Raw genomic sequence first — 25,518 nt, 5'->3', positions numbered from 1 at the left:
GCCGAATCCAACGGTGGCCCCGGCGCCTCCACCACGAACTCCTCGGTCCCGAACTCGGCCGTCACGACGGGACCGATCGAGGGTTCCGCCAAGGCGTACGCACCCACCGAATCCGGCCTCCAGGTGCCGGTCCGCCGCATTTCGCTCACCAACGGCGAGCACTTCGACGTCTACGACACGTCCGGCCCTTACACGGACTCCGACGCCGACATCGACGTCCACAGTGGACTGTATCCACTGCGTCGCGGCTGGGCATCCGAGAACCGTACGCAGCTCGAATGGGCGCGCGACGGGGTGATCACTCCGGAGATGGAGTTCATCGCCGTCCGCGAAGGCATGTCCGCCGAGTTCGTCCGGTCCGAAGTGGCCTCCGGGCGCGCCGTGATTCCGGTCAGCCGCAGGCATCCGGAGTCCGAGCCGATGATCATCGGCAAGAACTTCCTCGTGAAGGTCAACGCCAACCTGGGCAACTCGGCGGTGACGTCGTCGGTCGAGGAAGAGGTCGAGAAGATGGTGTGGGCGACACGTTGGGGCGCCGACACGATCATGGATCTGTCCACGGGCAAACGGATCCACGAGACGCGGGAGTGGATCCTCCGCAACTCACCGGTGCCGGTGGGCACCGTGCCGATCTACCAGGCGCTCGAGAAGGTCGACGGCGAGCCCGAGAAGCTGACGTGGGAGCTGTACCGCGACACGATCATCGAGCAGTGCGAACAGGGCGTCGACTACATGACCGTCCACGCGGGAGTGCTGCTGCGGTACGTCCCGCTGACGGCTCAGCGAGTGACGGGCATCGTCTCCCGCGGCGGTTCGATCATGGCCGCGTGGTGCCTGGCCCACCACCGGGAGTCGTTCCTGTACACGCACTTCTCCGAACTGTGCGAGATCCTGCGGTCCTACGACGTCACCTTCTCCCTCGGCGACGGACTGCGCCCCGGTTCGATCGCCGACGCCAACGACCGCGCCCAGTTCGCGGAACTCGAGACCCTCGGCGAGCTGACCCACATCGCCCGCGACCACGGGGTGCAGGTGATGATCGAAGGCCCCGGTCACGTGCCGATGGACAAGATCAAGGAGAACGTCGAGCTCGAGGAGGAGCTCTGCGGCGAGGCGCCGTTCTACACGCTCGGCCCACTCGCGACGGATATCGCACCGGCCTACGACCACATCACGTCGGCCATCGGCGCGGCGGAGATCGCCCGCCACGGCACGGCGATGCTGTGTTACGTCACGCCGAAGGAGCACCTCGGCCTGCCCAACCGTGACGACGTGAAGACCGGAGTTATCACCTACAAGATCGCGGCGCATTCCGCGGATCTGGCGAAGGGCCATCCGCGGGCTCAGGAACGGGACGACGCGCTGTCGAAGGCACGGTTCGAGTTCCGATGGGTCGACCAGTTCAACCTGTCGCTCGACCCCGACACCGCGCGCGCCTACCACGACGAGACCCTTCCCGCCGAACCCGCGAAGACCGCGCACTTCTGTTCGATGTGCGGGCCGAAGTTCTGCTCGATGCGCATCACGCAGGACATCCGCGCCTACGCGGAGGAGCACGGACTGTCCTCTGTGGAAGCGATCGAGGCGGGGATGCAGGAGAAGTCGGAGGAGTTCACCTCCCGCGGCGGCCGCGTCTACCTTCCGGTGGCCGAATGACCGCCGACTCCTCCGTGGGAACGGACTCCGCGGCCCCGGCGGACGCGCGCGTGCCGCCGACCGCGCTGACGATCGCGGGCTCGGACTCCGGCGGCGGCGCGGGCATCCAGGCGGATCTGCGGACGTTCTTCGCCTGCGGGGTGCACGGCATGACCGCGGTGACGGCCGTGACCGTGCAGAACTCGCTCGGTGTCGAGGACTTCGCCGAGATCCCGTCGAACGTCGTCACCGCGCAGATCCGGGCGGTGACCGGGGACATGGGCACCCGTGCCGCCAAAACGGGCATGCTTGCGACGGCGGAGATCATCACGGCCGTCGCGAAGACCCTCGGTGACGTGGGGATCGGCCGCGAGACGACCGTTCCCTTCGTCGTCGACCCGGTGGCGGCCTCGATGCACGGCGATTCGCTCCTGCGCGAGGAAGCCCTGGAGGCGATCCGCACCGAACTGCTGCCACGGGCCACGCTCGTGACGCCGAACCTCGACGAGGTCCGCCTGCTCACCGGCGTCGAGGTCACGGACGTCGCGAGCAGGCGGGCCGCCGCCGACGCTCTACTCGCGCTCGGTCCGCAGTGGGTGCTGGTCAAGGGCGGGCACGACACCGGACCGCGCTGCGTGGACCTGCTCTCCGACGGCACGACGCACGTGGAGCTCGACGGCCCGCGCCACGACACCCCGCACACCCACGGCGGCGGCGACACGCTCGCGTCGGCGATCACCGCGTCCCTGGCGAAGGGTGCCGACGTGCCCACGGCCGCCGGCGAGGGCAAACGGTTCATCGAACGCTGCGTCGCCGACGCCTACCCGCTGGGCGACGGCATCGGCCCGGTCTCCCCGTTCTGGCGCCTGGACACCGAAACCTGACGCCCGTGTTGCGGTTCCCGGAGCCCGTGTTGCGGACTCGGGGGACCGTGTTGCGGATCCCGGGGCTCGTGTTGCGGATCCCGGAGCCCGTGTTGCGGTTCAGCGGGCGAACACGACCACGCCGTTGGCCACCGCCCTGGGCTTGCCGTCGGAGGGCACGTTGCGCACGGTCACCCGCGCGTCGCCGGGCTCGCGGGTGACGAACGTCGACGAGCCGCCGCCGTCCAGGTTGACGCCGTCGACGGCACCGAACGACCGCAGCAGCTCGGCGAGTTCGGCCACCGTCATCCCGGCACTCTCGGCAGACCTGCCGTCCACGACGGTCAGGTAGGCGGTACGGCCGTCCGCGCTGACGCCCGCGGCCGTCCGCGGGGCGAGCACGCCGGTGTCGAGACCGGGCAGCGGTGCACCGTCGCGGAGGATGGGAAACCCGCCGACGGCGAACGCGAACGGCGGCGCGGGTGCGTCGGCGTCCAGGCCCGAGCGAACCCGCACCCGGTCGCCCTCGTCGAGTTTCTCCAGCTCAGCGGCGCCGTCCTCGCGGCCCACCAGCACGGTCGCGTCGGCCGGGATCGGGCCTTCGCCGGGCTCGTCCCGTTCGGCGGCGACGACGCCGCCGCGCACGACGACCTCCTCGGTCTCGTCGCTGCACGGTGCGCGGCGATTCGTGTCCGTGCCGCAGGTCGGGCGCACCCGGCTCATCGACCCCCAGTCGGCGGTGTACACGCCGACGCCGTTCTCGGGCAGCGCGTACTGGTTCATCCCGTCGACGTCGAAGACGCCGTCGGGCGTACGCACCGTGCCGGTCACGTCGAGTATCGACACGCGAGCCTTGCGGTCGACTCCCACGCCGAACACGTCACGCGTCGACGTGCCGTCGGGCAACGCGGGTCCGAACCGCTGGCCGTCGGGCACGGCACCCTTGAGCGCATCCCCACCGGCAACGGCGGGACCGACCGACGATCCCGTCGGTTCGACACCCTCGTGCGCGTCGCTGATGTTGAAGAAGTCGCCGTTGACACCCGCGAGCGCGCCCTGGGCGTTCGCCATGTCGGGAACCTCCGCCCGCTCGGCGACGATACCCGGGTGCAGGAGGCCGAGCCGGGCCTTGCGCACGTCGACGGTGAGCACGTGGCCCTGGACGGCACCCGCGCCGGTGTCGACCGTGAACGACCGGTGCGTCACGCCGGGTGCGAGCGTCACGGACGACTCGGCGGGGCTCACGGCGTCGGCCATCGCGGCCGGCGGCGCGGCGACGCCACCGAACAGCACCGCACACGCGGCGGAGACGGAAACGAGGGAGTGGGATACCTGACGTGTCGAGGTCATGCCACGAAGGCTGGCAGCGCTCGACACCGGGCACGTGAGCGTCGGCGGACCGCCCGCTGAAACACCGGTGAACGAACACACCCACCGTCGGCGGAGGTCTGCACCGGAACGTGGTCCTCACCGGAAAGCCCGGCCCCGGCGGCGTCGCCGTGTTCGGCCGCCCGGCATGTCACCAACGGCACAGGGCTCCCCAACGGCGCAGCTCTCACCAGCGACACAGGGCGTGGAGGCGGCTGTCCTTGCGCATGCACGGCACGTAACCCGCGCTGTGCAGCTCGTCGCGCGCGGTGCCGCTGCGCAGGTACTCGAGGAAGCCGGACTGCAACGGCGACGAGTCGGGTTCGCCCTTGGTGTAGAGGTACTCGATCGTCCAGAACGGGTAACCGTCCGGAATGTTGCCCGGGTCGGGGTAATCGCCGTCGAGCTCGACGACACCGAGGTCACGCCCTTCGGAGCGAGCATCGTTGGCCGACGGCACGTCCACGTAGCCGATCGCCCCGCGGGTACGCGCCACCTCGTCGAGGACCATGCGTTCGCTGCCCCGTTCGCACCGCACGACGTCGGCCTGCTCGACCCGGTCGGCGTCGTCGCACGTGTCGGACGTCAGCGGCCCCTCCGACCTGCCGAGCACGCGTTGCTCGAACGTCGTGCGGGAGCCGGATTCCCCGCCACGGCCCACGATCCGGATCGGCGACGACGGGCCGGGGCGCAGTTGGTTCCAGTCGTCGTACCTGCCGCTGTAGATACCGCGGACCTGCTGCGTGGTCAGCTCGTCGACGCCGACGGACTCGTGCACCACCAGCGTGTACACGATCACCGCGAGCGGATGGGCGTCGAGCCGGTCGCTCTCGTGACGCGCGAGGCCGTCGGACAGTGCCACGGTCGAACCCGGCTCGACGGCATCGCTCAGCAATTCGCGCACGCCCGCGTTGCTGCCGGTCGACCGGGTGGTGATATCCGCACCGGGACAGGCCGTCGCGTAGGCGCGCGCGATGTTCTCGGCCGCGGGCACGAACGCACTGGAGCCCACGACGGCGAGTTCACCGTCCCCGCACGCCACGGCGGGGTCGGCCGCGGGTCTCGACGCGTTGGCCAGCAACGTCGCCAGTAGCACTCCCACCAGCAGGATGCCGACCATGACCGCGGCGCGCGGCCACGTGACGCCGGCCTGCTCCCGTTCGTCCACGATGCGGCCACCGGTCAGCTGCCCCTGGATGCTGATCTTCTTCGTGTGCTCGGTGGAACCGGGCGGTTCCCGGAGCACGATAGCGATCTTCAGCTTCTCCTTGCGCTGCAACTCGAGACCGCGCAGTTGCAGCCTGGTCCACTGTGGAGTTTCGGACTCCGGTTCCGCGACCGGCTCGGCCACCCGTCTGCTCCACGGGAACCTGCGACGCGAGGTCTTCCGGACGTCCTCGAGCTTCGCGGACTCCGACTCCTTGCGTTCCCTCACCTCGCCGTCCGGCGGCAGGAACGTGAGGCTGCGCTTGTGCGCGCCGCGGTGCGCCTCCACGCTCGGATCGGAGATGCGCGCGTTCCAGATGACGCGGCCGCCGAAGTCGAGCGTCAACGGATGGTTCCGCAGATCGTCACGTCGGATGTCGTCGATGCCCGCGTTGCGCAGCCGCACGACCACGCTCGTCATCCGGCTCATCTCGTCGGCGAGCTCGTGCATCGCCTCGTCCGCACCCGGCGGGACGCCCGCGGCGACGTCGCCGTCGTCGAGATCCGGGCTCACGCCGAGCTTCGAGTTGTACAGCACCCGGTAGGAGAGACGTTTCGTGCGGATCAGGTAGCGGTCCACGAACGGAGCCGCGATCGCGAGCACCGACAGAACCAACACGACCAGCAGGCCCAGATCCGACCCCAGCACCGACGCGAGGGTCTGCAGCGTCTCCGCGATCTTCATGGTGTTCGCAGACTACGAGCCGGCACCGACTGCGATGACCCCGAAGAACCGACCGTTCACGCTGTGTTCATTCCTACGCCCACTGGCCTGACCGCCGACGCGGCAGCGACACTGGAGGGATGACCACCCGACCTCCTGCCGCGCTGACGATCGCCGGTTCCGACTCCGGCGGGGCCGCGGGACTGCAGTCCGACCTGCGCACCTTTCTGACCTGCGGGGTGCACGGGCTCGTCGCCGTGACGGCCGTGACGGTTCAGAACACGCTCGGCGTGCACGACCGGGCCGACATCCCGGCACGCGTCGTGTCGGGTCAGATCGCCGCCGTGGCCGCCGACATGGGCGTCGACGCCGCGAAGACGGGCATGCTGGCGTCGGCCGAGATCATCCACGAGGTCGCCGACGCCTGCGACGACGCGGGCATCGGCCGGGACGCCCGCGTACCGTTCGTCGTCGACCCGGTGGCGGCGTCGATGACCGGGCACCCCTTGTTCGACGACGGCGGCCTCACCGCACTGCGCGAGCGCCTGCTGCCGCGCGCGACGGTGCTCACGCCGAACCTCGACGAGGTGCGCCTGCTCACCGGCATCGAGGTCACCGGGCGGGCCCGGATGCGGGACGCCGCGCTCGCGCTCCACGACCTCGGACCGCGGTACGTGCTGGTCAAGAGCGGCCACCTGGTGCAGGACCGCGAATGCGTCGACCTCCTCTACGACGGCTCCGAGTTCGTCGAACTTCCTGGCCCGCGGCACGACACCCCGCACACCCACGGCGCGGGCGATGCGATGGCGTCGGCGTTGACGGCGGGACTCGCGCGCGGCATGTCGGTGGTCGACGCCGCGCGGTTCGCCAAGGCGTTCGTCACCAAGGCCGTCGAGCACTCGTACCCGATGGGCGCGAAGATCGGCCCGGTGTCGGCATTCTGGCGGCTCGCACCCGAGGAGTCCGACGGCGACGCCTGACGTTCCGGCTCCGCCGGGTGTCCGGGCGGGATCCTGATCCCTGCGGCCGCGCGTCGGTGACGAGCGGTGGTCGGGCGACGGGCGGGAGCAACACGGCGGGTTACGCCGGGTCGGACTCCTCGTCGAGGAGGGCCTCCAACGCGGGGAGGGCGGCTTCGAGGGCGTTGCGGCGGTCGTCGGAGAGGCGCTCGATGCGGCTGCACAACTCGCGGATCCGTTCCGAGCGGAGGTCGTGGAGAGTGCGCCTGCCCTCGTCGGTGAGTTCGGCGAGCCAGGCACGGCGGTCGATCGGGTCGGGCTCGCGGGCCACGAAACCGTACTCGACGAGCGTGGCCACGATGCGCGACATGGTCGCCGCCGCGACGCCCTCCTTCAACGCGAGGTCGCCGAGGCGGAGCGGGCCCTGGACGTCGAGCGTCGCCATGGCGGAGATCGCACCGTGGCCCGGCCCGGGCGCGCCGGCCTGCCGCAGTGCTCGCGACAGCCGCCCGATGGTCAGGAACAGCCGATGCGGGACGTCGTTCGGCGTGGTCACCTACGCTCCTTCGATCGCACGGAGTGGGCGTTCACCATACGTTCCCTCCACCCGATCGGGGATAACCGGCGCGGAAAGTGTCCCGGCCGGTGGTCCGGCGCCTCGACGTCACAGGCCGCGCACGGGGCCGCCTCGGCGTGACGAGCCGGGCGGACTCAGCGGGGCGGACTGGACGCCTGCGCCCAGAACCGTTGTGGAATCCGCCCCGCTTCGCGGGCGAGCCTGCCCGCGGTGACGCCTGCGCGCATCGCCGCCGCCATGCGTTCCGGATCCTGGGCACGCGTGACGGCGGTGGACAGCAGCACGGCGTCGCAGCCGAGTTCCATCGCGAGCGTGGCGTCCGAGGCCGTGCCGATGCCGGCGTCGAGGATCACGGGCACGCTCGCACGCGCCACGATCAACTCGATGTTGTGCGGATTGCGGATACCGAGACCCGTGCCGATGGGCGAACCGAGCGGCATCACGGCGGCGCAGCCCGCCTCCTCCAGCCGCGACGCGGTCACCGGGTCGTCATTGGTGTAGGCGAGGACGGTGAATCCCTCGTCGGCGAGCTGCTGCGCCGCGTCGACCGTCTCGATGGGATCCGGCAACAGCGTCCGGTCGTCGGCGTGGACCTCGAGCTTGATCAGGTCCGTGCCGAGCGCTTCCCTGGCCAGCTGCGCCGTCAGCACGGCCTCCGCCGCGGTGCGGCAACCCGCGGTGTTCGGCAGCAGCGCAATGCCGAGCCGCCGCAACAGGTCCAGCACCCCGGAGCCGGAGCCGAGGTCGGCACGCCGCATCGCGACGGTCGTCAGCTCCGTTCCCGACGCGGTGAGCGCGCGTTCGAGGACGTCGAGGTTCGCCGCCCCGCCGGTACCGATAACCAGCCGCGACGTGAACTTGTGCTCGCCGATCGCCAGCACGCCCGCCGGCTCTCCCGCGAAGTCGCCTGTCATGTCAGCCTCCGTCCCCTCAGCCGCCCTGGACGGCGGTGAGGATCTCCACGTGCGCCCCGTCGCCGACGACCGCGTCGCGCCACTCGGCACGGCGCACCACCGTTCCGTCGACGGCCACGGCGACGCCTCGTTCCGGCACGTCCAGCGCGGCCAGCACGCCCGCGACGGTGGTGTCGTCGGGCAGTTCGCGCGCCTCGCCGTTGACGTGGATGTGCATCAGACCCGCTCCTTCACACGATCAGGGTGGGCAGCCTCGACGCCCGGCGGCGGTGCGGCGCCCGCCAGCCACGCGGCGACCGCGTCGGCGGTCACGGGCGCCAGCAGCAGGCCGCCGCGGTGGTGCCCGGTCGCGGCGTACACGCCGTCGGCGACCTCGCCCAGCAACGGCAGGTTGTCGGCGCTGCCCGCCCGCAGGCCCGCGGCGGTCTCGACGAGCTCGTACTCGGCGATTCCGGGGAACACGCGCTCGGCGGCGTCGAGCAGCCGCCGCACGCCGCGGGCCGTGACGGCGGTGTCGAAACCCGCCTCGTACTGCGTCGCACCGACAACGAGGTCGCCGTCGCCGGATTCGCCCGTGGCGCGCGGCACGAGGTAGACGGGCTCGCCCTCGACCATCGCCCGCACCGTGCTGCTCGGCGGCGGCAACGTGGTGCGCCGCGAACGCAGTCGCAGCACCTCGCCCTTCAGCGGCCGGACGTGCGGGCCGGCGTCCGGCAGCAGCGACCGGCTCCACGCTCCCGCGGCCACGACGATCGCGTCCGCGCCGTGCTCGCCCCGCGAGGTGCGCACCACACCCGGTTCGACGGCGACGACCTCTTCCGCGACCTCCACCACGCCACGGGAACCGGCGGCGGCTCGAAGCGCGCCCAGCAGTCTGCGCGTGTCGACGGCGAGGTCGCCGGGCACGACGAGGCCGCCCGTGATCGCGCCCGACAGCCCCGGTTCGGTCCTCCGCAGCCGCCGGGCCGGCACGTACGTCGCCTCGCGGCCCAGTTCGTGCAGGTAGCAGGCGAGCGTGTGCAGGGTCTCGGCGTCGGCACGGTCGAACGCGGCGACGACGGTGCCCGACGTCGACAACGCGGGATCGTGCCCGCCGGACGACAGCTCCTCGGCGAATGCGGGCCAGCGGCGCAGCGACTCCTCGCCGAGAGCCAGCACGTCCTCCTCGCCGGGCCAGGCCTCGGTGACGGGCGCCAACATGCCGCCCGCGACCCGCGACGCGGCACGGTCCGGCGCCGGATCGAACAGGGTGACGCGGTGTCCCGCGGACGCGGCCCGCCACGCGACGGCCAGGCCGATGACGCCGCCTCCCACGACGGCCACCTCGGTCGCACCGGCGGGAAAAGCCGGAACGGCGGGCTCGGACATACGATTCACGCTCCCTGCGCCGGCATGATCCGGATCAGGTTCCACGGTCGGAGCCGGCACCGTTGCGACGCGGCCCGGTACTCCCTCTCAGCCCGGCAGGGCTCCCGTGCGGACACCACCAACCTACCGCGGCGCGCTACCGTGATGCCATGCCCGGCCTGAGCGGTGATCGGATTCGCGCGCGACTCGCCGACGCGCGGTTGTACCTGTGCACGCCGATGCGCCCCGACCTTGCGGAGTTCGCCGACGCGGCGCTCGCGGGCGGGGTCGACATCGTCCAGCTGCGCGAGAAGCCCGCCATGGAGGCGGCCGACGAGCTCGCCGCCCTGGAGACGCTCGCCGAGGTGTGTGCCCGCCGCGGCGCGCTGCTCGCCGTCAACGACCGCGCCGACATCGCGCTGGCCTCGGGAGCCGACGTGCTGCACCTCGGCCAGGACGACCTGCCGGTGCCGCACGCGCGTCGCGTCGTCGGTGAGGACGTGGTGATCGGCCGGTCCACCCACTCGCTCGACCAGGCCACCGCCGCGTCGTCCGAACCGGGCGTCGATTACTTCTGCGTGGGCCCCTGCTGGCCGACGCCGACGAAACCCGGCCGCACCGCCCCCGGCCTCGACCTCGTCCGCGACGTCGCGGGCGAGGTCGGCGCGGGCGAGGTCGGCGCGCCGCGGCCGTGGTTCGCGATCGGCGGCATCGACGCCGAGCGCATGCCGGAGGTGCGCGCCGCGGGAGCCGACCGCGCCGTCGTGGTCCGTGCCATCACCGACGCCGACGACCCGCAGACCGCCGCCGCAACCCTCCGGGCGGCACTCCTGTAAACCCCGCGTGTTGCACCCTCCGGGGACCGTGTTGCGGATCCCGGGGCTCGTGTTGCGCCCTCCTGGGACCGTGTTGCGCTTTCCGGAGACCGTGTTGCGCCCTCCGGGGCTCGTGTTGCGAGCCCGCTCGTCGGACCGGACGACCGCGGACCCGACTCACGGAGCCGGGGTCGCCTCGTTCTGCTCTGGTTCGGCCGGCTGCTCCGCGGGCGCCTCCGTCGGCTCCTCGACCTCGGTCGGCTCGGGCTCCTCGACCTGCTCCTGCTCGTCAGCGGGCTGCTGCCCGTCCGGCCGCTCCGATCCCTGCTCCTCCGAGGGCTGCGGCGCTTCCTCGGTCGGCGTGGCCTCGCCGGTCGGCTCCGCGGGCGAGGCGGGCTCGCCGTCCTGCTGCGTCGCGGGCGCGTCGCCGTCGCGCTGATCGCCGACGTCGCCGCCGGAGCCGGAGTCGGACGGACCACGGTCACCGACGATCGCACTGACGGTGCTGCGACCCTGGCCGTTCAACGACTCGCCCGTCGCCAGTTCGAACCCCGTGAGCACCAGCATTCCGATGCCGAACACGACGGCACTCGTCGCCGCCAGCACCGGCCACCGCCGCCGGAGCAGACCGCGCACGCCCGCGGTGTCCGACGCCGTGCCCGCCGACGGCGCGCCGGATGCGCCCGTGGGCGACGGCACGCCGAGGTAGTCGGTCGGCTGGTCGGCGTTGGACAGGATCCTGCGCGTCGTCGGCTCGGACTCCCGGCCGTACTGCCCGGTGTCCGACGCCGGGGACTGCCGCAGGACGGCGGTCCTGCCCTTCGCCCTGCCGCCGCTCTTCGCCTCGGCGAGCGCCGCGGCCTTGGCCTTCGCCCGGCGCGCCGCCTCGCGGGACCGCCGCATCGAGCGCAGGTACAGCTCACTGCCGACGGTGCTCAGCACGCTGATCGCGCCGGTACCGATCACCGTTCCGTACACGCCGAAGAACGAGCACAGGAACGCCGCGGTGGTCGCCGCGATGCCGCCCGCGATCACCGGAGCGGGCCGCAGCCCGGCCTTCTCCTTGGTCTCGTCGGCACCACCGGTGCCGACACCGTCCGTCCTGTCGGCGTCCGCGACCGGACGGTCCGGCGCCGCGCCGCCTGCCGCGATGTAGTCGGTCGCAGCGTCCTGCCCGGTGTTCGTGTGCCCGGTGTCCGCGTGGCCGGTGTTCGTGTGCGCACCGTGCCGCCGGCCGCCCCTGTCGATCTTGTCGTCGTTCATGCGCCCCTCTGGTCCGCGCTCGCTCCCTCGCCCCTTGCCGACTACATCGCATCCGGCGGTTCCGCCGTTTCGCGAGAAGCGAGAACTGTTCGAGTGAGCGCGGACACCACACCACCGTCCACAGAGGACGAAACAGTGTGGTGAGGGGACGACGACGTCGCGACCTACGGCCTCGTGAGGGTGGTGACGAACTTGTAGCGGTCACCGCGGTAGATCGACCGCACGAACTCCACCGGCTTGCCGTCGGAACCGAACGTCTGCCGATTCAACAGCAGCACCGGAACACCGACGTCGGCACCCAGCAGTTCGGCCTCCTCCGGACCGGCGAGCGAGGTCTCGATCGTCTCCTCGGCCCGGTCCATCTCGACGCCGTACCGCTCGGCGAGCGCCTCGTACAGCGACCCGCCCTCGATCATCTGCCGCTTGAGCCCGCGGAACCGCGCCAGCGGCAGATGGGTCGTCTCCAGTGCCATCGGCTCGTCGTCGGCGAGCCGTAGCCTGCGCAGCAACAGGACCTTCGCACCGGTCCGGATACCGAGCAGTTTCGGCAGATCACCCTCTGCGAACACCTCGTCCACCTCGAGCAACTGCGACGAGGGTTCCAGCCCCTGCGCCAGCATGTCCTCCGTGTAGGACGAGAGCTGCAACCGCTGCGCCACCTTCGGCTCGGCGGCGAACGTGCCCTTGCCCTGCACCCGGTGCAGCCTGCCCTCCGCGGTCAGGTCCGCCAGCGCCTGCCGGACCGTCGTGCGGGAGACGTGGAACTCCCCGGCGAGTGCCCGCTCCGTGGGGATCGGCGCCCCCGGCGGTAGCGAGTCCAGCTGATCCAGCAGATGCTGCTTGAGAGCCCAGTACTTCGGCTCACGCCCAGGTCGTGCGACGGTTGCGGTACCGCCCCTCGCTCCGGAAACCTCCAACATGGCGACTCCTCCACTCCAGCGCCCCGAAACGCCTTACCCGCCAAACTACCCTTCGCGGCCCATGTTCAACCTGTCTAGTATTGGTCTAGACCTTAACGGGGATTCGAGAGGAGCATCGTGACCGATGCGCAACCCGGCGCGCTGATGACCGCCGAGATCGACCAGCAGCCCGACATGCTGGCCACGATCGCCGAGCACCGCGCCGACATCGCGGCCGTCGCCGCCGACATCGCCCGGCACCGGCCGCGGTTCGCCCTGCTGGCCGCCCGTGGCTCCAGCGACCACGCCGCCATCTACGCCAAATACCTGATCGAAGTGCTCCTCGGCCTGCCGGTCGGACTGGTCTCCCCCTCGACGACGACGCTCTACGGCGCACGCCCCGACCTGCGCGACGTCCTCGTCATCTCGGTGAGTCAGAGCGGCGGATCACCCGACCTGCTCGAGGTGACCCAGGCGGCGAGGGAGGCCGGTGCACGCACGGTCGCGGTCAGCAACACACGGTCGTCACAGCTGTTCTCGGCGGCCGATCTCGCCGTCGACATCCGCGCGGGCCAGGAGAACGCCGTCGCCGCGACGAAGACGTACACGGCGACGCTGTTGACGCTGTATCTGCTGGTCGACGCCATCCGGGGCGGCGACGGAGGCGCGGTCGCCGACATCGGCGAGCGTGCCGACGCGACGCTGCGCGACTCGGCCGGCCAGGTCTCGCGCGCGGTGGACCGCTTCCGGTTCGCCGACCGAGTCATCGCGGCCGCGCGCGGCTACTCGTACGCCTCGGCGCTGGAGTCGTCGCTCAAGCTCGCCGAGACGAGCTACCTGCAGACGCACGCCTACAGCGGTGCGGACCTGTTGCACGGGCCGGTGGCGGCCGTCGACGAGGAGACGGCGGTGCTGGGCATGGCCAGCGCGGGCCGCGGTGGCGAGGTGATGGGCGACGTACTGCGTGCGGTCGGCGAACGCGGCGCCGACGTGCTCGCGGTCGGCTCGGCGGCGTCGTCGATGCCGGCGGCGCTGCGTATCGACGTCCCGGAAACGGCCGAGGAGGTGGCGCCCGTCCTGGAGATCCTGCCGGTGCAGCGGCTGGCGCTGCACCTGTCACTGGCCAGGGGCGGGAACCCCGACAACCCGCGTGGCCTGCACAAAGTGACGAAGACCCGCTGATGTACGTCGTCGGAGTGGACGCTGGCGGCACGAGCACCAGGGCGTGCGCGGTGGACGCCGACATGCGCGTGCTCGGCACCGGCCGCGCGGGCGGGGCGAATCCGAACTCGCACCCACCGGAGAAGGCCGCGTCCGCCGTCGCCGAGGCCGTCGCCGCGGCCACCGTGGACCTCGACCGCGCAGACCTGGGCGCGTGCGTCGTGGGGATGGCCGGTTCGAGCAAGCTGACCGACCCGGACGTCGCGGCCCTGTTCCAGCGCACGTGGCTGGACGCCGGGTTCGACGTGACCCCGGACGTGGTCTCGGACGCGGAGACGGCGTTCGCCTCGGCGACGGACGCGCCGGACGGCACGGTGCTCGTCGCGGGCACGGGCTCGATCGCGGGACGGATCCGCGACCGGCGCATGGTGTCGATCTCCGGCGGCTACGGCTGGCTGCTCGGGGACGAGGGCTCGGGGTTCTGGATCGGCAGGGAGGCGGTCCGGGCCACGCTCGACGCGCTGACCAGGCGTGAACCGCTCGGCGAGCTGACATCCGCGGTGCTCGCCGAGGCCGGTGTCGACCCTGCGGAGCCACGCGCGTTCCACCTGCTCATCACGATCGTCAACGGCGAGGCGCCCGTCCGGCTGGCCCGGTTCGCACCACTCGTGAGCGCCGCGGTCGAGTCCGATCCCGTCGCTGCCCGCATCGCCGACGACGCGGCGGACCGGCTCTGCGAGGTCGCGTTCACCGCCCGTGATGCCGCCGAGAAGACCCCGATCGTGCTCGTCGGCAGCGTCATGGGCGAGGACGGTCCTGTCCGCGCGCGCGTGCACGCTCGCCTGCGCGGCTGTGACGTGCGGGAAAGCACGGACGGGGTGTTGGGGGCCGCGTGGCTGGCCGCACTAAGGGGGTTCGGTCGACAGGTGCCTCACCCGAACAGAGTAGGGTGACGGCGGCCCCCGGACCTCCCCCCTCGCCGGGGGCCACCTACTTGTCGCGACCCGGTGGCGCGGATCCCGCGTTCGCGCCACCGGGGGACGCCGGAGGCGGTGACGCCGGATCCGAGGACGCTCGATGCGGGGATGCCGGGTCCGAAGACACCGGGTCCGAAGACGCGGGATCCCGGGACGCCGGATCCGAGGATGCGCCTTCGGTCGTGTCGCCGATGGCCGTGGCCCCGTCGGCCGTGTCGCCGGTGGCCGTGTCGGGGTCGGCCGTGTCGGGGTCGGCCGTAGCCGAGCCGGCAGCAGCAGCCGCCTCGTCACCACGTGCCGTGCCGGACGGCTCCGAGTCCCGCCCCTCCGGCGGGACGGGATGACGCAGGCCCGGGTGCTCCGCGGGCAGCGAGCGGCGCAGCACCCAGCCGCTGACGGCGACGGTCAGCGCGACGAGCGGCCACGACAGCACCGTGCGCGCGACGCCCAGTGCCACCACCTCGCCCGCCCACCACAGCATGCCGAACACGGCGACCCGCAGCGTGTACTGGCCGAACACCCACACCCAGCTGGCGCGTGAGTAGGCCCGCAGCAGGTCGCGGTCGGCCCGCCAGCGCGTCTTCTGCCCCAGCACCGTGCCGACGACCACGCCGAGCAGCGGCCACCGGATCACGATGCTCACGGCCCACGCGAGTGCACTGGCCACATTGGACAAGAGCTGGATGAGGAAGAAGTCCTGGGCACGGCCGGTGCGCAGGGCGATGAGCGCTGCGAGCACCACCGCGGCGAGACTGATCAGCACCGCTCTGACCTTGTCGCCGCGGGCGAGACGGAAGCCGCCGATGCCCACGCTCAGCGCGATCGCGGCGGCAGCTCCCCAGCCGATCGACGAGCCCGACACGAGCCAGCCGACGACGAACGCCACGGGCGGCAGACTCGCGTCGATCGCACCCTTGCGGCCGCCGAGGAGGGTCGCCAGGGACTCGCGGCGCGGCGCGGCAGCGCTCTCCGGACCCCCTCGCTGTGCGGCTTCGCGACGATCCGGGGCGGCCCCGGAGGTCTCGTGCGGCGGCGTGTCACTCACGGTCCCCACCTTGCCTGATTCCGCGCGCCGGCATCGCCGACTCGGACCACGTTACCTTCACCACACCGGGCGCTCCGGTCTCCACATTACGGCTGCGTAGGGTGCCCTCGAAGGAGGAGACTGTCACCCTTGGTCCGACCGGCGCCCGCGACGCAGGCTTTCGGGGAAGAACGCGCCTCCCGCCGGCCGTTGATCAACTGGGAGACACGCGTGCACAGGGCGGAGGGAGACGTCGTGACCGGATACCGCAGCTTCGTCGCGATCGGGGACAGCTTCACCGAGGGGATGAACGACGAACGTCCCGACGGCACGTACCGCGGCTGGGCCGACCGGCTCGCCGAGATCCTCGCCGACGGCTCTCCCGACTTCGCCTACGCCAACCTCGCCATCCGCGGCAAGATGCTGACCGAGATCATGACCGAGCAGCTGCCGATGGCGCTCGAGACCAAGCCCGACCTGGTCACGGTGTGCGCGGGCGGCAACGACATCATCGTGCCGGGCGCCGACGTCGACGCCAAGGCCGCCGAGTTCGAGGCCGGGATCGCCGCCCTGCGCGCCGAGGGCATCGAGGTGCTGCTCTTCACCGGCCCCGACACGAAGAGCATGTCGGTGATCAACATGCTGCGCGGCAAGGTCGCCATCTACAACGCGCACCTGCGCGCGATCGCCGACCGCCACGACGCGAAGATCGTCGACCTGTGGTCCATGGACACGCTGCACGACATCCGCGCGTGGAGCGACGACCGGCTGCACTTCACGGCCGAGGCCCACCGGCGGATCGCGCTCCGCGCCGCCGAAGTGCTGGGCGTGCCCACGTCCGCCGACTGGCGGGAGTCGTGGCCCGAGACGGACGGCCACCCGAACTGGCTCACCCTCCGCCGCAGCGACCTCGAGTGGACCCGGGCGCATCTGCTGCCGTGGATCCGCCGCCAGCTGCGCGGCGAATCGCTCGGGGACGGCATCACGCCGAAGCGCCCGAGCCTGACGCCGCTGCGAGAGCCTGCGGGCTCTGCCCCGCTGTACCAGCAGGTCTCCACGACCCCGGCGGGCACCACGGTGACCGTGTCGGCGGTCCCGGCGAACACGGCGGTCCCGAACACGGCGGTCTCGGCGAACACGTCCACGGCCGCGTCCACGGCGAATTTCACGCCGGCCGAACCCGCCGACAACTGACCGTGTTGCGGATCCCGGGGACCGTGTTGCAGGTTCCGGGGACCGTGTTGCGGATCTCGGGGACCGTGTTGCGGGTTCCGGGGCAGCCGTGACGCCTTCCCGGGCGCCGGTCGACAGCCACCCACACGCATCACACCTGTCGCTGCGTTCGCGGGGTGAGTGGTCCGCGCCTATCGTCGGTGCATGGCCGGGAAAAATGGCCGGTTCTGGCTGATTCCGCTCGCGTTCGCCGTGTCGGGGCTCCTGGCGTTCGGCGCGACGTGGGCGACGGCCGACCGGATCGAACACGACCTGCGTGGCGAGGCTCGGACCGCTCTCCGCGACGCCGGGGTGCCCGCACCCGACGTGACGATCGACGGACGAGACGTCACCGTGGCGGACGTCCCGAAGGGGCACGGTGACCGGGTTCGTGGCGTCGTCGCCGACCTCGAGGGCGTCCGTGCGGTCGAGGTGCGGGAGTCGGAGGCCGGCCCGGCGGCGGTGCGGACGCAGCGGGCCCTCGACGGTGCGCTCCGCCGGACACCGATCCGGTTCGCCCCCTACGGCGACGAGCTGACCGGCAGCGGCAGGCGGGCCGTCACGCACGTGGCCGACATCCTGCGCTCGGCCCCCGCCACGTTGCGGTTCGAGGTCGCGGGACACGTCGCGAAGGTGCCGAACCTCGACGGCGACGAGGCACGCGCACTGTCCCGCGAGCGTGCCGACACCGTGGCCACCGCACTCGCCGACGCCGGCATCTCCCGCGACCGCCTGACGACCGTCGGCCACGGCGACACCCGGCCGGTCGCCGACGGCGACGACGCGAAGTCCGACCGCGTAAACCGGCGAGTGGAGATCCACGTGCGCTGACGGCACTGACGGAGACCGGAACGACGAGGAGGGATACGCCCCATGTTGTGGTTGTTCGGACAGATCTGGCTCTGGCTGCTCGTCGCTTTCGCGCTCGGAGCGCTGGCAGGCGCCCTGCTGACCTGGCCCGCGCGGCGCAGGCGTGCCTCGGAAGCAGGCACCGCGGAAGCCGCCACCCACGGCGCGTCCACCGATGACACGCGCACCGGCGACGCCCTCACCGCGCCCGCATCGACGAGGGCCGGGCCCGCCGGGACGGCGACGTTCGGCCCGGTGGCGGCCGGTTCGAGCACGGGGCGGCCCGCCGCGGTGTCGCACGGCTCCGGGAGACAGGTGCACGACCCGAACTCGGCCGATCACCACCGTGGTCGACGGCGTGGACCGCGCACGCCCGACGTCGAACAGGCACGGCCGGCCCGCACCGACGAGGCGGGCAACCACATCATCGGCACCCTCGACGAGACCACCGGCGCCGGGCGCACATCGGGAACGTTGCCGTCGCGGCGCGCGTGGCACACCCGCAACGAATGGCCGGACGAAGCCGACGAGTGGGCCACCGAGCACGACATCCCCCGTTCAGGCGGCTGACCTCGCGCTCCGTAGCGGCTGATAAGTTCGCTGAGCCGCTTCGGCGCTTCGTCGGCGATGTAAGGAACGTGGATGCCGCTCCCCTACTGGACTCCGGACAACGTTCTGCCTCCGGGGCGACACCCCGCCGACCTGTCCGACCTCTACGAGAGGTTCGTGTGGGACGCCCCGCACCGCAACGAGCGCGAGGTGCTGTTCAGTGCACTGTCCGGCTACCTCGGTGTCGTCGGTGGGCTCATCCCGTCGGGCAGGGCGTGGGTCTCCGGGGAAATAGCCGTGCGCACCGAGAACGTACCCCGGGACATCGACGTGCTGCTCATCCCGGACGAGTGGGGCAGTCTCAAACGGCTGACGGCTCCCGCTCGGGAGGCCCTGTACGGGATGCTCACGCTCAACGGCGTGATCGCGGAACAGCCCGCGATGTACCTCGACCGGGTCCGGCCGATGAGCGGCCTGCTCGACGGCTTCCTGTGCCGTCCGGGTGACGAGGAGGCGTGGGAACCGACGTGGGCGCGCGGTCCGGTCCACGGCACGTTCAAGGGATTCGCGGAGGTGACGTGGTGAGCTTCGAAGACATCGCCGACGCGATTCCCGGCGGCACGTGGCTGGACGACCTGGCGCGCGCGTCGGCCCGTGCCGCGCACGCCAAGTTCGAGCGGCCGAGCCGGTCGGCGTTGCTGCGGGTGTCGATGCTCGACTCGCCGCGCATGGACGCCTACGCGTTCTCCGACATCAGCCGCGCGCTGCAGGACGCGACGGCCAAGGTCGGTCACATCGTGCGCAATCCGCAGGGCGAGATCACCTACGTCCAGCCCGCCGACAGGGAGAAGGCGCCGCTGTTGCAGCGCGGCCAGGCGGGCAACGCGCTGTTCTTCGGGTTCCCGGAGACGTCCGATCCGGACGCGCTGATCAACGACGGCATCGAGACGCTGTCGGAGCGTGCCGTGAAGGAGCTGTGCGACTTCCTGCCGATCAACGGTTCCGACGACGGTGCGCTCGACGCGGTGCTGCTGCAGCGGGACACGATCCGCAACGCCGTGAGCGACGTCGTCAGCGCCGTCACGAAGACGTCCAGCCTGGGCCTCACGCTGATGCCGACGTCGGGCGAGGAGGTCACGCGCAGCATGACCACCGAGCAGGCGCGCGTGCTGCACAACAGCCTGCGGGAGTCGCGCGAGGATGTCGGCTACGAGACGGTCACCGGCAGGCTCGACGGCGTCCGCACCCGCAGGCGGATCTTCTACCTCGAACGCGACACCGGCAGCACGATCCAGGGTGCGGTCGTGCCGGACCTGCTCGACCAGATCAAGGTGAACCTCGACCGGCCCGTCACGGCACGACTGCGGGTGGTCCGCACCACCACGATCGACGGCCGCCGGGGACGGCCCGTGTACGAGCTGCTCGACATCCACGGCGAGACGAGCCTGTTCGACTGACCCGCGCCTGCCGCGCCGGGTATGCACGAAATGCGCCCCACTGGGCGGAAATCGGCGCCACTGCCGTAACAGAATACGGCCCCGTGCCATCAGTCCCGATCTGATGGCGCGGGGCCGTACTCCTCGTTCTTCGTCGCCTCCACCACGGTCACACGGCGCCCACCCCGAGCAAAGGAGTCACCAAGCCGCCGGGGACGACTGCCCACCGCTGCGCGATGAGGTGGCGACACGGTAACAGGCTGCGCAAGGTCGGCTACACCCACCCCTGGCGTAAACCTGTTCGAACTCGGGTGCGGCAGCTGGTTCAGTCCGGTCGTGGTTCGACCGCCTCCGGCGGGTGCTCCGTCCGGCGGCACGATCGCAGGACGGAGCACCGCGTCACGGGCGGCCGAACGCTCACGGGTACCGCGCCGGCACCGCCGCACCGGCAGCGCCGACAACGCCGCGGCCCCACCGCCGCCGCACCGGCGTCACCTGCGCAGTGGGGTGACGTCGCGGGCGCCGATGAATGACGGCCGCGGACTGCTCGCCGCGAACGGCTCGACCGGGGCGTTCTCCACACTGTTGAACACGAGGAAGATGTTCGACCGCGGATACGGCGTGATGTTGTTGCCCGACCCGTGCATGATGTTGGCGTCGAAGAACAACGCCGAGCCTGCCGGTCCGGTGAACTGATCGATGCCGCAGGAGGCGGCGAGCTTGGTGATGTCGTCCTCGCGCGGAACGCCGATCTCCTGTTCCTTCAGCGACGCCTTGTAGTGGTTCTCGGGCGTCTCGCCGAGGCACTGCACGTACGTCCGGTGCGAGCCCGGCATCACCATCAGGCCGCCGTTGTACGGGTAGTTGTCGGTCAGCGCGATCGAGCAGCTGACCGCACGCGGCCGCGGCATCCCGTCCTCGGCGTGCCAGGTCTCGAAATCCGAGTGCCAGTAGAAGCCGTTCCCGCGGAAGCCGGGCATGTAGTTGACGCGGGTCTGGTGCAGGTACACCTCGGAGCCGAGGAGCTGCTGTGCGCGATCCAGGATGCGCGGGTCGCGCGCCAGCCTGTCGATCAGCTCGCTGATGCGGTGGACCTCGAAGATCGACCGCACTTCGCCCGACGACTTCTCGGCGACGACACGCTCGTCGGACTTGAGGCCCCGGTCCGAGGAGAGCCGCACGAGCTCCTGCCAGTAGCCCTGCACCTCGGCGGGTGTGATCAGTCCTTCGAGGATCGTGTAGCCGTTGTCGGCGTGGGTGGCGAGCTCGTCGCCGTCGAACGGGCCGTCGGCCTCGCTCCCCCAGACCGTGGGATCCGGCCGGTCGAGCAGTTGCGGTTCGCCTGCACTCAGGCGCGACGGGTAGGCGTCCGATCCGCCGCCCGCGCGCTCACCGCGGAACGACCCTTCGGCGTTCTGGGACATACCGGAAATTGTGTCCGCAAGAGTCAATGTCGCCTCCTACGAATCCGTGTTTCGGTTTTCTTCCTGACTGTTCCTCTCGTGAAACGCGAAAACCCGGCCGGGCGAAGGTCGTGACATCACGACACCTCACCGACCGGGTTCCCGCGGAGCTTCCGTATTACGCCACCGGCCGGCGGTGACGCACGTATCAGTCCTCTTCGACGATCAGCGGATAGACACCGTTCTCGTCGTGGACCTCCCGGCCGGTGACCGGCGGGTTGAACACGCAGACGGTCTTCATCTCGGTCCGGGGCCGCACCTGGTGCTTGTCGGCGTTGTTGAGGACGTAGATGGAGCCCGGCTCGAGCTGGTGGACCTCGCCGGTCGCCTTGTCCTCGACCTCGCCCTCACCCTGGGTGATGAACACGGCTTCGATGTGGTTGGCGTACCAGAAGTCGTTCACCGTGCCCGCGTAGAGCGTGGTCTCGTGCACGGAGAAACCGAGCTTGTCCTTGGCGAGGACGATGCGCTTGCTGCGCCAGTTCTCGGTCTTGATGTCGGCTTCGGTGTCCGTGATGTCGTCGATTTTGCGGACGAACAAGGCGACTCCTCGGGTCGGGTTGATCGGGTCGTACCGGTGATTGTGCTCGAAGCACCGCCCCGGGCCCGCCGGGGTCACGGTGATTCACCGCCAGGGTGACGTCGCAGGACGTCCCTGGCGGTGAATCACCGTTCTCGTGTGGAAGTTCGGGCCGGGCGGCACCGTCGGAGGGCAAGAACCCGCGACGGTGGTCAGCGGGACAACACCGATTCGACGGATTCGGAGATGATCTCCAGGCCCTTGTCGAGCTCCTCGTCGGTGAGGGTCAGCGGCGGCAGCAGCTTGACGACCTCGTCGCTCGGGCCGGACGTCTCGAGCAGCATGCCACGGTCGAATGCGGCGGCGGCGACCTTTCCGGCTGCCTCGGCCTGGCCGAACTCGAGACCGCGCGCGAGGCCGCGGCCCTTGGCGATCAGCTCGGCCTCAGGGTAGGCATCGACGAGCTTGCCGAACGCGGCGGCGATCTTCTCGCCCTTGGCCTTCGTCGACTTCTCCAGCGTGTCGTCGTTCCAGAAGTTGCGCAGCGCGGCGGCGGCCGTGACGAACGCCGGGCTGATGCCGCGGAACGTGCCGTTGTGCTCGCCGGGCGACCAGACGTCGAGGTCGGGGCGCACGAGCGTGATCGCCATCGGCAGGCCGTAGCCGCCGATCGACTTGGACAGGCAGATCATGTCCGGCTCGATGCCTGCCTCTTCGAAGCTGAAGAACGGGCCGGTGCGCCCGCAGCCCATCTGCACGTCGTCCAGGATCAGCAGGATGCCGTGCTTCTTGCACAGGTCGGACAGGCCCTTGAGCCAGTCGAGGCGCGCGGCGTTGATGCCGCCCTCGCCCTGTACGGACTCGACGATCACCGCGGCGGGTTCGTTCAGGCCCGAGCCGGAGTCCTCGAGCAGGCGCTCGAAGTAGAAGAAGTCGGGGAACTCGCCGTCGAAGTACTTGTCGAACGGCATCGGCGTGGCGTGCACGAGCGGGATGCCCGCGGCGCCGCGCTTCATCGAGTTACCGGTGACCGACAGCGCGCCGAGGGTCATACCGTGGAACGCGTTGGTGAAGTTGATGACCGATTCGCGGCCGGTCACCTTGCGCGCCAGCTTCAGCGCACCCTCGACGGCGTTGGCACCGCCGGGGCCGGGGAAGATGACCTTGTACTCCATGTTTCGCGGCTGCAGGATCTGCTCGTCCAGCGACTCCAGGAAGTCCCGCTTCGCCGTGGTGAACATGTCCAGCGAGTGCGTGACGCCGTCGCGGGAGATGTAGTCGATCAGCGCCTGCTTCAGCGCCGGGTTGTTGTGCCCGTAGTTGAGGGCACCGGCGCCCGCGAAGAAGTCCAGGTACGGCTTGCCGTCCTCGGAGTAGATCCAGCTGCCCTGGGCCTTGTCGAAGACCACGGGCCAGCCACGGCTGTAGCTCCGCACCTGGGATTCGAGCTTGTCGAAGATGCTCACGTTCTCAGCTCCTGCTTTTCAGGCAAATCTTGGTTTGTGCCGGCTCGGGGCCGGGCGATTCAGTCGGCGGACGCGTTCAACGGGCCGATGCGGAACAGGTCCTCCGGTTCGTGCGGCTCCGGGAATTCGGCGGCCGCCAGGAACTCGGACCGTTCCAGCGTCGCGTCCCAGCGCTTCGCGAACGACGTGAACAGTCGGATGGACGCGTCGTTGTCCGGCGTGATGGTCGTGTCGAGGTAGCGAACACCGGTGGGGATCGCACGCTCGAACAGCGCGTCCAGCATCTTTCCGGCAAGGCCGCGGCCTCGTTGGGAATCGTCGACGGCGACCTGCCAGACCAGTAACGAGTCGGGCGTCGCAGGCCTGCGATAGCCCATCACGAATCCTACGGGCTCCCCGTCGGCACGGGCGACGACAGTTGTGTCGGCGAAATCACGGCACCACAGCAAGTAGGCGTAGGACGAGTTCAGGTCCAGCTTTTGTGAATCACGCGCTATTCGCCAGAGGGCCGCGCCGTCATCCGCCGCTGGTGGTTCGATCACCACGTGGCCCGCCGAATCATTATCGCCGTTGGCACGCTTTGTGTGCTTTCCGGACATATTGAAGCAATCTAACAGGTTCGCGTTCCGATATCAGCGGGCAACGCGCTCAATCACCCGATCAACCTGCAACAACGCAGAAACGTGCGTGATGATGGCGACAGCGAGCTACCGATCAAGACACCGCTGTGCTACCCGCGGCCACACCAGGGTTGCCGCGGGGCCCGTCGGTCCTCACCCGGCGGGCAACCGCGTACGCGACCCGCGCCGGAGAGCGCCTGGGCGGCGAGCTCCGAGAGCCACCGCACAGCACGGTAGTGGCACCGGCCTCCCGACGCGAGAGGCCGAACGGTGGCAACTTTCCGCTCCATGCTGGTCACGCGGAGTGGTCAACCACCTCTGCGTCGGCGACGGCTACACGGTGCGAGGTGGAGCACGCACAGTACGTGGCGTGCGCTGCTCCCACACGGGGCGCGTGTGCGCTGCTCCCACACGGGGCGCGTGTGCGCTGCTCCCGCGGGGTGCGCGGGAGCAGCGCACCCTCCGGCGGTCCGTCGCCGCCGGTTCGTACCCCGAGGCCCGCCCCACGTGCGAAAATGACGACATGTCCACGCTGCACCTCACCGGCGACGCCGACGCCGACAAGCTGCTCTCCGAAGACCCGTTCGCCCTGCTCAGCGGCATGCTCCTCGATCAGCAGGTGGCGATGGAAGTGGCCTTCGCAGGCCCTCGGAAGCTGCAGGAACGCATGGGCGGCTTCGACGTCCACAAGATCGCCGAAACGGACGTCGACGCCTTCGTCGAGCTGTGCGTGGCCAAACCCGCGATCCACCGCTACGGCGCGTCGATGGGCAAACGGCTCCACGCGCTGGCCCGCTACGTCGTGGACCACTACGACGGGGACACGGCCGAGCTGTGGACGCACGGCGACCCGGACGGCAAAGAGGTCCTGAAGCGACTGAAGGCCCTCCCCGGCTTCGGCGATCAGAAGGCCCGCATCTTCCTGGCGCTGCTGGGCAAGCAGCGCGGGGTGCAGCCCGACGGCTGGCGCGAGGCCGCGGGTTCCTACGGCGACGAGGGCGCGCGCCGCTCCATCGCCGACGTCGTCGACCCCGAGACCCTCGCCGAGGTGCGCGACTTCAAGAAGGCGCAGAAGGCCGCAGCGAAGAAGTAGCGACCGCCCGCGACACGCGGCACGGGCGTATCCGATCGGATACAGGGCCGGTTCCGCGTTCCTCGACGTGGCCGTGCTCGTCAGCGTCGCAGGATGATGCCGCGGACGAACTCGGCCTGGCCCGCGTGCTGCATCGTGTCGCCGATGACGCTGACCAGCCGCACACCCAGCGTCGTCGGCGGATCCCACGAGTCGTCCACGACCACGTCGAGGTCGGGGTCGGTGATGCCGGCGACGTAGTCGACGGTCTGTTCGTGCACCGCTTCGTGGTATCCGACGAGCAGGTCGGGGTCGGTCACGCGCACGGCGGCGACGTCGGCACTGGAATGTCCGTAGCCGATGTCACCGGGTGGGAACGGCAGCCCGAATCGTTCCATCCAGCCGTCGGCCGTCCACCGCTGTTCGCGGCCTGCGACGTCGGCGATATGGTCGTCCTGCACCCGCGTCAGGTGCCACACGAGCCACCCGATCGAGTTGGCGTCGGCGTCGAGGCGTTCGGCCAGCGCGTCGGCGTCCAGCCCCTCGACGACGTCACGGACGATGTCCCGGACCCGCCCGAAGGCGTCGGTCAACAGCTCGACACTTCCCATGTCCGCCATTGTGGTCGCCCCGCCGCGTGCTCGCCTGGTACCAACGAT

25 protein-coding genes, 1 pseudogene and 1 riboswitch are annotated in these 25,518 nt (G+C 70.7%); of the genes and pseudogenes, 12 read left to right on the top strand and 14 right to left on the bottom strand.

All coding sequences use genetic code 11. The annotated features are described in order from the left end of the window. Positions 1–75: 75 nt before the first annotated feature. A complete protein-coding gene (gene thiC / locus LY13_RS03460) occupies positions 76–1,656 on the top strand; it encodes a phosphomethylpyrimidine synthase ThiC (protein WP_253826795.1) in 1,581 nt (526 codons plus the stop codon). Next, complete coding sequence (thiD, locus tag LY13_RS03455) at positions 1,653–2,519, top strand: bifunctional hydroxymethylpyrimidine kinase/phosphomethylpyrimidine kinase (protein ID WP_253826651.1); 867 nt, start codon at positions 1,653–1,655, stop codon at positions 2,517–2,519. Before thiC ends, thiD (LY13_RS03455) begins: the two co-directional genes overlap by 4 nt. A gap of 99 nt (positions 2,520–2,618) precedes the next feature. On the opposite strand, the gene LY13_RS03450 is transcribed toward thiD (LY13_RS03455), so the two are convergent. Continuing rightward, complete coding sequence (locus LY13_RS03450) at positions 2,619–3,848, bottom strand: phosphodiester glycosidase family protein (RefSeq protein WP_253826650.1); 1,230 nt, start codon at positions 3,846–3,848, stop codon at positions 2,619–2,621. A 205-nt stretch (positions 3,849–4,053) separates the two neighbouring features. Beyond that, positions 4,054–5,757: a PstS family phosphate ABC transporter substrate-binding protein gene (locus LY13_RS03445; protein WP_253826649.1), complete on the bottom strand. Its 1,704-nt coding sequence runs from the start codon at positions 5,755–5,757 to the stop codon at positions 4,054–4,056. A gap of 119 nt (positions 5,758–5,876) precedes the next feature. Here LY13_RS03445 and thiD (LY13_RS03440) point away from each other — a divergent pair, with 119 nt between their 5' ends. Then, the gene (thiD, locus tag LY13_RS03440) at positions 5,877–6,716 is read left to right on the top strand and encodes a bifunctional hydroxymethylpyrimidine kinase/phosphomethylpyrimidine kinase (RefSeq protein ID WP_253826648.1); all 840 of its coding nucleotides are present in this window, start codon (positions 5,877–5,879) and stop codon (positions 6,714–6,716) included. Between the two features lie 100 nt (positions 6,717–6,816). Here the strand turns inward: thiD (LY13_RS03440) and LY13_RS03435 are convergent, their stop codons facing one another. From LY13_RS03435 to thiO, 4 genes are all read right to left on the bottom strand, one after another. Continuing rightward, entirely contained in the window at positions 6,817–7,251 is a 435-nt protein-coding gene (locus LY13_RS03435) for a MarR family winged helix-turn-helix transcriptional regulator (protein ID WP_253826647.1), read from the bottom strand. 155 nt (positions 7,252–7,406) lie between these two features. Beyond that, positions 7,407–8,186, bottom strand: coding sequence for a thiazole synthase (locus LY13_RS03430; protein ID WP_253826646.1), 780 nt, complete (start codon positions 8,184–8,186; stop codon positions 7,407–7,409). Positions 8,187–8,202: 16 nt separating this feature from the next. Then, a complete protein-coding gene (gene thiS / locus LY13_RS03425) occupies positions 8,203–8,403 on the bottom strand; it encodes a sulfur carrier protein ThiS (RefSeq protein WP_253826645.1) in 201 nt (66 codons plus the stop codon). Further along, positions 8,403–9,554, bottom strand: a complete 1,152-nt coding sequence (gene thiO, locus LY13_RS03420; protein ID WP_253826644.1) for a glycine oxidase ThiO — start codon at positions 9,552–9,554, stop codon at positions 8,403–8,405. Before thiO ends, thiS begins: the two co-directional genes overlap by 1 nt. Further along, positions 9,549–9,672, bottom strand: a riboswitch (TPP riboswitch). It overlaps the preceding gene by 6 nt. A 31-nt stretch (positions 9,673–9,703) precedes the next feature. Between thiO and thiE the strand changes: the two genes are divergently transcribed. Next, positions 9,704–10,369 carry a thiamine phosphate synthase gene (thiE, locus tag LY13_RS03415; RefSeq protein WP_253826643.1) on the top strand — a complete coding sequence of 222 codons (666 nt, stop codon included), beginning with the start codon at positions 9,704–9,706 and terminating at the stop codon, positions 10,367–10,369. A 156-nt stretch (positions 10,370–10,525) separates the two neighbouring features. On the opposite strand, the gene LY13_RS03410 is transcribed toward thiE, so the two are convergent. Beyond that, entirely contained in the window at positions 10,526–11,611 is a 1,086-nt protein-coding gene (locus LY13_RS03410; protein WP_253826642.1) for an ICP22 family protein, read from the bottom strand. 164 nt (positions 11,612–11,775) lie between these two features. Beyond that, the gene (locus LY13_RS03405) at positions 11,776–12,531 is read right to left on the bottom strand and encodes a GntR family transcriptional regulator (protein ID WP_183649194.1); all 756 of its coding nucleotides are present in this window, start codon (positions 12,529–12,531) and stop codon (positions 11,776–11,778) included. Between the two features lie 144 nt (positions 12,532–12,675). Here LY13_RS03405 and LY13_RS03400 point away from each other — a divergent pair, with 144 nt between their 5' ends. Further along, on the top strand, positions 12,676–13,692 hold the full coding sequence (locus tag LY13_RS03400) for an SIS domain-containing protein (protein WP_253826794.1): 1,017 nt from the start codon (positions 12,676–12,678) through the stop codon (positions 13,690–13,692). Next, positions 13,689–14,624, top strand: coding sequence for an N-acetylglucosamine kinase (locus LY13_RS03395; RefSeq protein ID WP_253826793.1), 936 nt, complete (start codon positions 13,689–13,691; stop codon positions 14,622–14,624). The genes LY13_RS03400 and LY13_RS03395 overlap by 4 nt, the downstream gene beginning before the upstream one ends. A 325-nt stretch (positions 14,625–14,949) precedes the next feature. On the opposite strand, the pseudogene LY13_RS03390 reads toward LY13_RS03395, so the two are convergent. Beyond that, positions 14,950–15,588, bottom strand: a pseudogene (locus LY13_RS03390) (DUF3159 domain-containing protein); the annotation flags it as partial. A gap of 390 nt (positions 15,589–15,978) precedes the next feature. Between LY13_RS03390 and LY13_RS03385 the strand changes: the two are divergent. The 5 genes from LY13_RS03385 to LY13_RS03365 all read left to right on the top strand — a co-directional run bounded on the left by LY13_RS03385 (position 15,979) and on the right by LY13_RS03365 (position 19,739). Beyond that, positions 15,979–16,866, top strand: coding sequence for an SGNH/GDSL hydrolase family protein (locus LY13_RS03385; protein WP_372493738.1), 888 nt, complete (start codon positions 15,979–15,981; stop codon positions 16,864–16,866). Between the two features lie 183 nt (positions 16,867–17,049). Beyond that, a complete protein-coding gene (locus LY13_RS03380) occupies positions 17,050–17,715 on the top strand; it encodes an OmpA family protein (protein WP_253826640.1) in 666 nt (221 codons plus the stop codon). Between the two features lie 42 nt (positions 17,716–17,757). Next, a complete protein-coding gene (locus tag LY13_RS03375; RefSeq protein WP_253826639.1) occupies positions 17,758–18,303 on the top strand; it encodes a hypothetical protein in 546 nt (181 codons plus the stop codon). 72 nt (positions 18,304–18,375) lie between these two features. Further along, complete coding sequence (locus tag LY13_RS03370) at positions 18,376–18,867, top strand: DUF6932 family protein (RefSeq protein ID WP_253826638.1); 492 nt, start codon at positions 18,376–18,378, stop codon at positions 18,865–18,867. Then, the gene (locus tag LY13_RS03365) at positions 18,861–19,739 is read left to right on the top strand and encodes a hypothetical protein (protein WP_253826637.1); all 879 of its coding nucleotides are present in this window, start codon (positions 18,861–18,863) and stop codon (positions 19,737–19,739) included. The genes LY13_RS03370 and LY13_RS03365 overlap by 7 nt, the downstream gene beginning before the upstream one ends. Before the next feature lie 470 nt (positions 19,740–20,209). On the opposite strand, the gene thpD is transcribed toward LY13_RS03365, so the two are convergent. The 4 genes from thpD to ectA all read right to left on the bottom strand — a co-directional run bounded on the left by thpD (position 20,210) and on the right by ectA (position 23,766). Next, positions 20,210–21,142, bottom strand: coding sequence for an ectoine hydroxylase (thpD, locus tag LY13_RS03360; RefSeq protein WP_253826636.1), 933 nt, complete (start codon positions 21,140–21,142; stop codon positions 20,210–20,212). Positions 21,143–21,329: 187 nt separating this feature from the next. Beyond that, the gene (locus LY13_RS03355) at positions 21,330–21,722 is read right to left on the bottom strand and encodes an ectoine synthase (RefSeq protein ID WP_253826635.1); all 393 of its coding nucleotides are present in this window, start codon (positions 21,720–21,722) and stop codon (positions 21,330–21,332) included. Positions 21,723–21,913: 191 nt separating this feature from the next. Beyond that, positions 21,914–23,167 carry a diaminobutyrate--2-oxoglutarate transaminase gene (gene ectB / locus LY13_RS03350; RefSeq protein WP_253826634.1) on the bottom strand — a complete coding sequence of 418 codons (1,254 nt, stop codon included), beginning with the start codon at positions 23,165–23,167 and terminating at the stop codon, positions 21,914–21,916. A 59-nt stretch (positions 23,168–23,226) separates the two neighbouring features. Continuing rightward, on the bottom strand, positions 23,227–23,766 hold the full coding sequence (ectA, locus tag LY13_RS03345) for a diaminobutyrate acetyltransferase (protein WP_253826633.1): 540 nt from the start codon (positions 23,764–23,766) through the stop codon (positions 23,227–23,229). Positions 23,767–24,310: 544 nt separating this feature from the next. On the opposite strand from ectA, the gene LY13_RS03340 reads away from it, so the two are divergent. Continuing rightward, entirely contained in the window at positions 24,311–24,880 is a 570-nt protein-coding gene (locus LY13_RS03340) for an HhH-GPD-type base excision DNA repair protein (protein WP_253826632.1), read from the top strand. 80 nt (positions 24,881–24,960) lie between these two features. Here the strand turns inward: LY13_RS03340 and LY13_RS03335 are convergent, their stop codons facing one another. Further along, positions 24,961–25,470: a mycothiol transferase gene (locus LY13_RS03335; protein ID WP_253826631.1), complete on the bottom strand. Its 510-nt coding sequence runs from the start codon at positions 25,468–25,470 to the stop codon at positions 24,961–24,963. Between the last annotated feature and the right edge of the window lie 48 nt (positions 25,471–25,518).

It is taken from the genome of Prauserella aidingensis, assembly GCF_024171865.1.
Lineage (GTDB): Bacteria > Actinomycetota > Actinomycetes > Mycobacteriales > Pseudonocardiaceae > Prauserella > Prauserella aidingensis.
The sequence above is the reverse complement of the archived record's forward strand: the minus strand, read 5'-3'. Positions and strand labels throughout refer to the sequence as shown.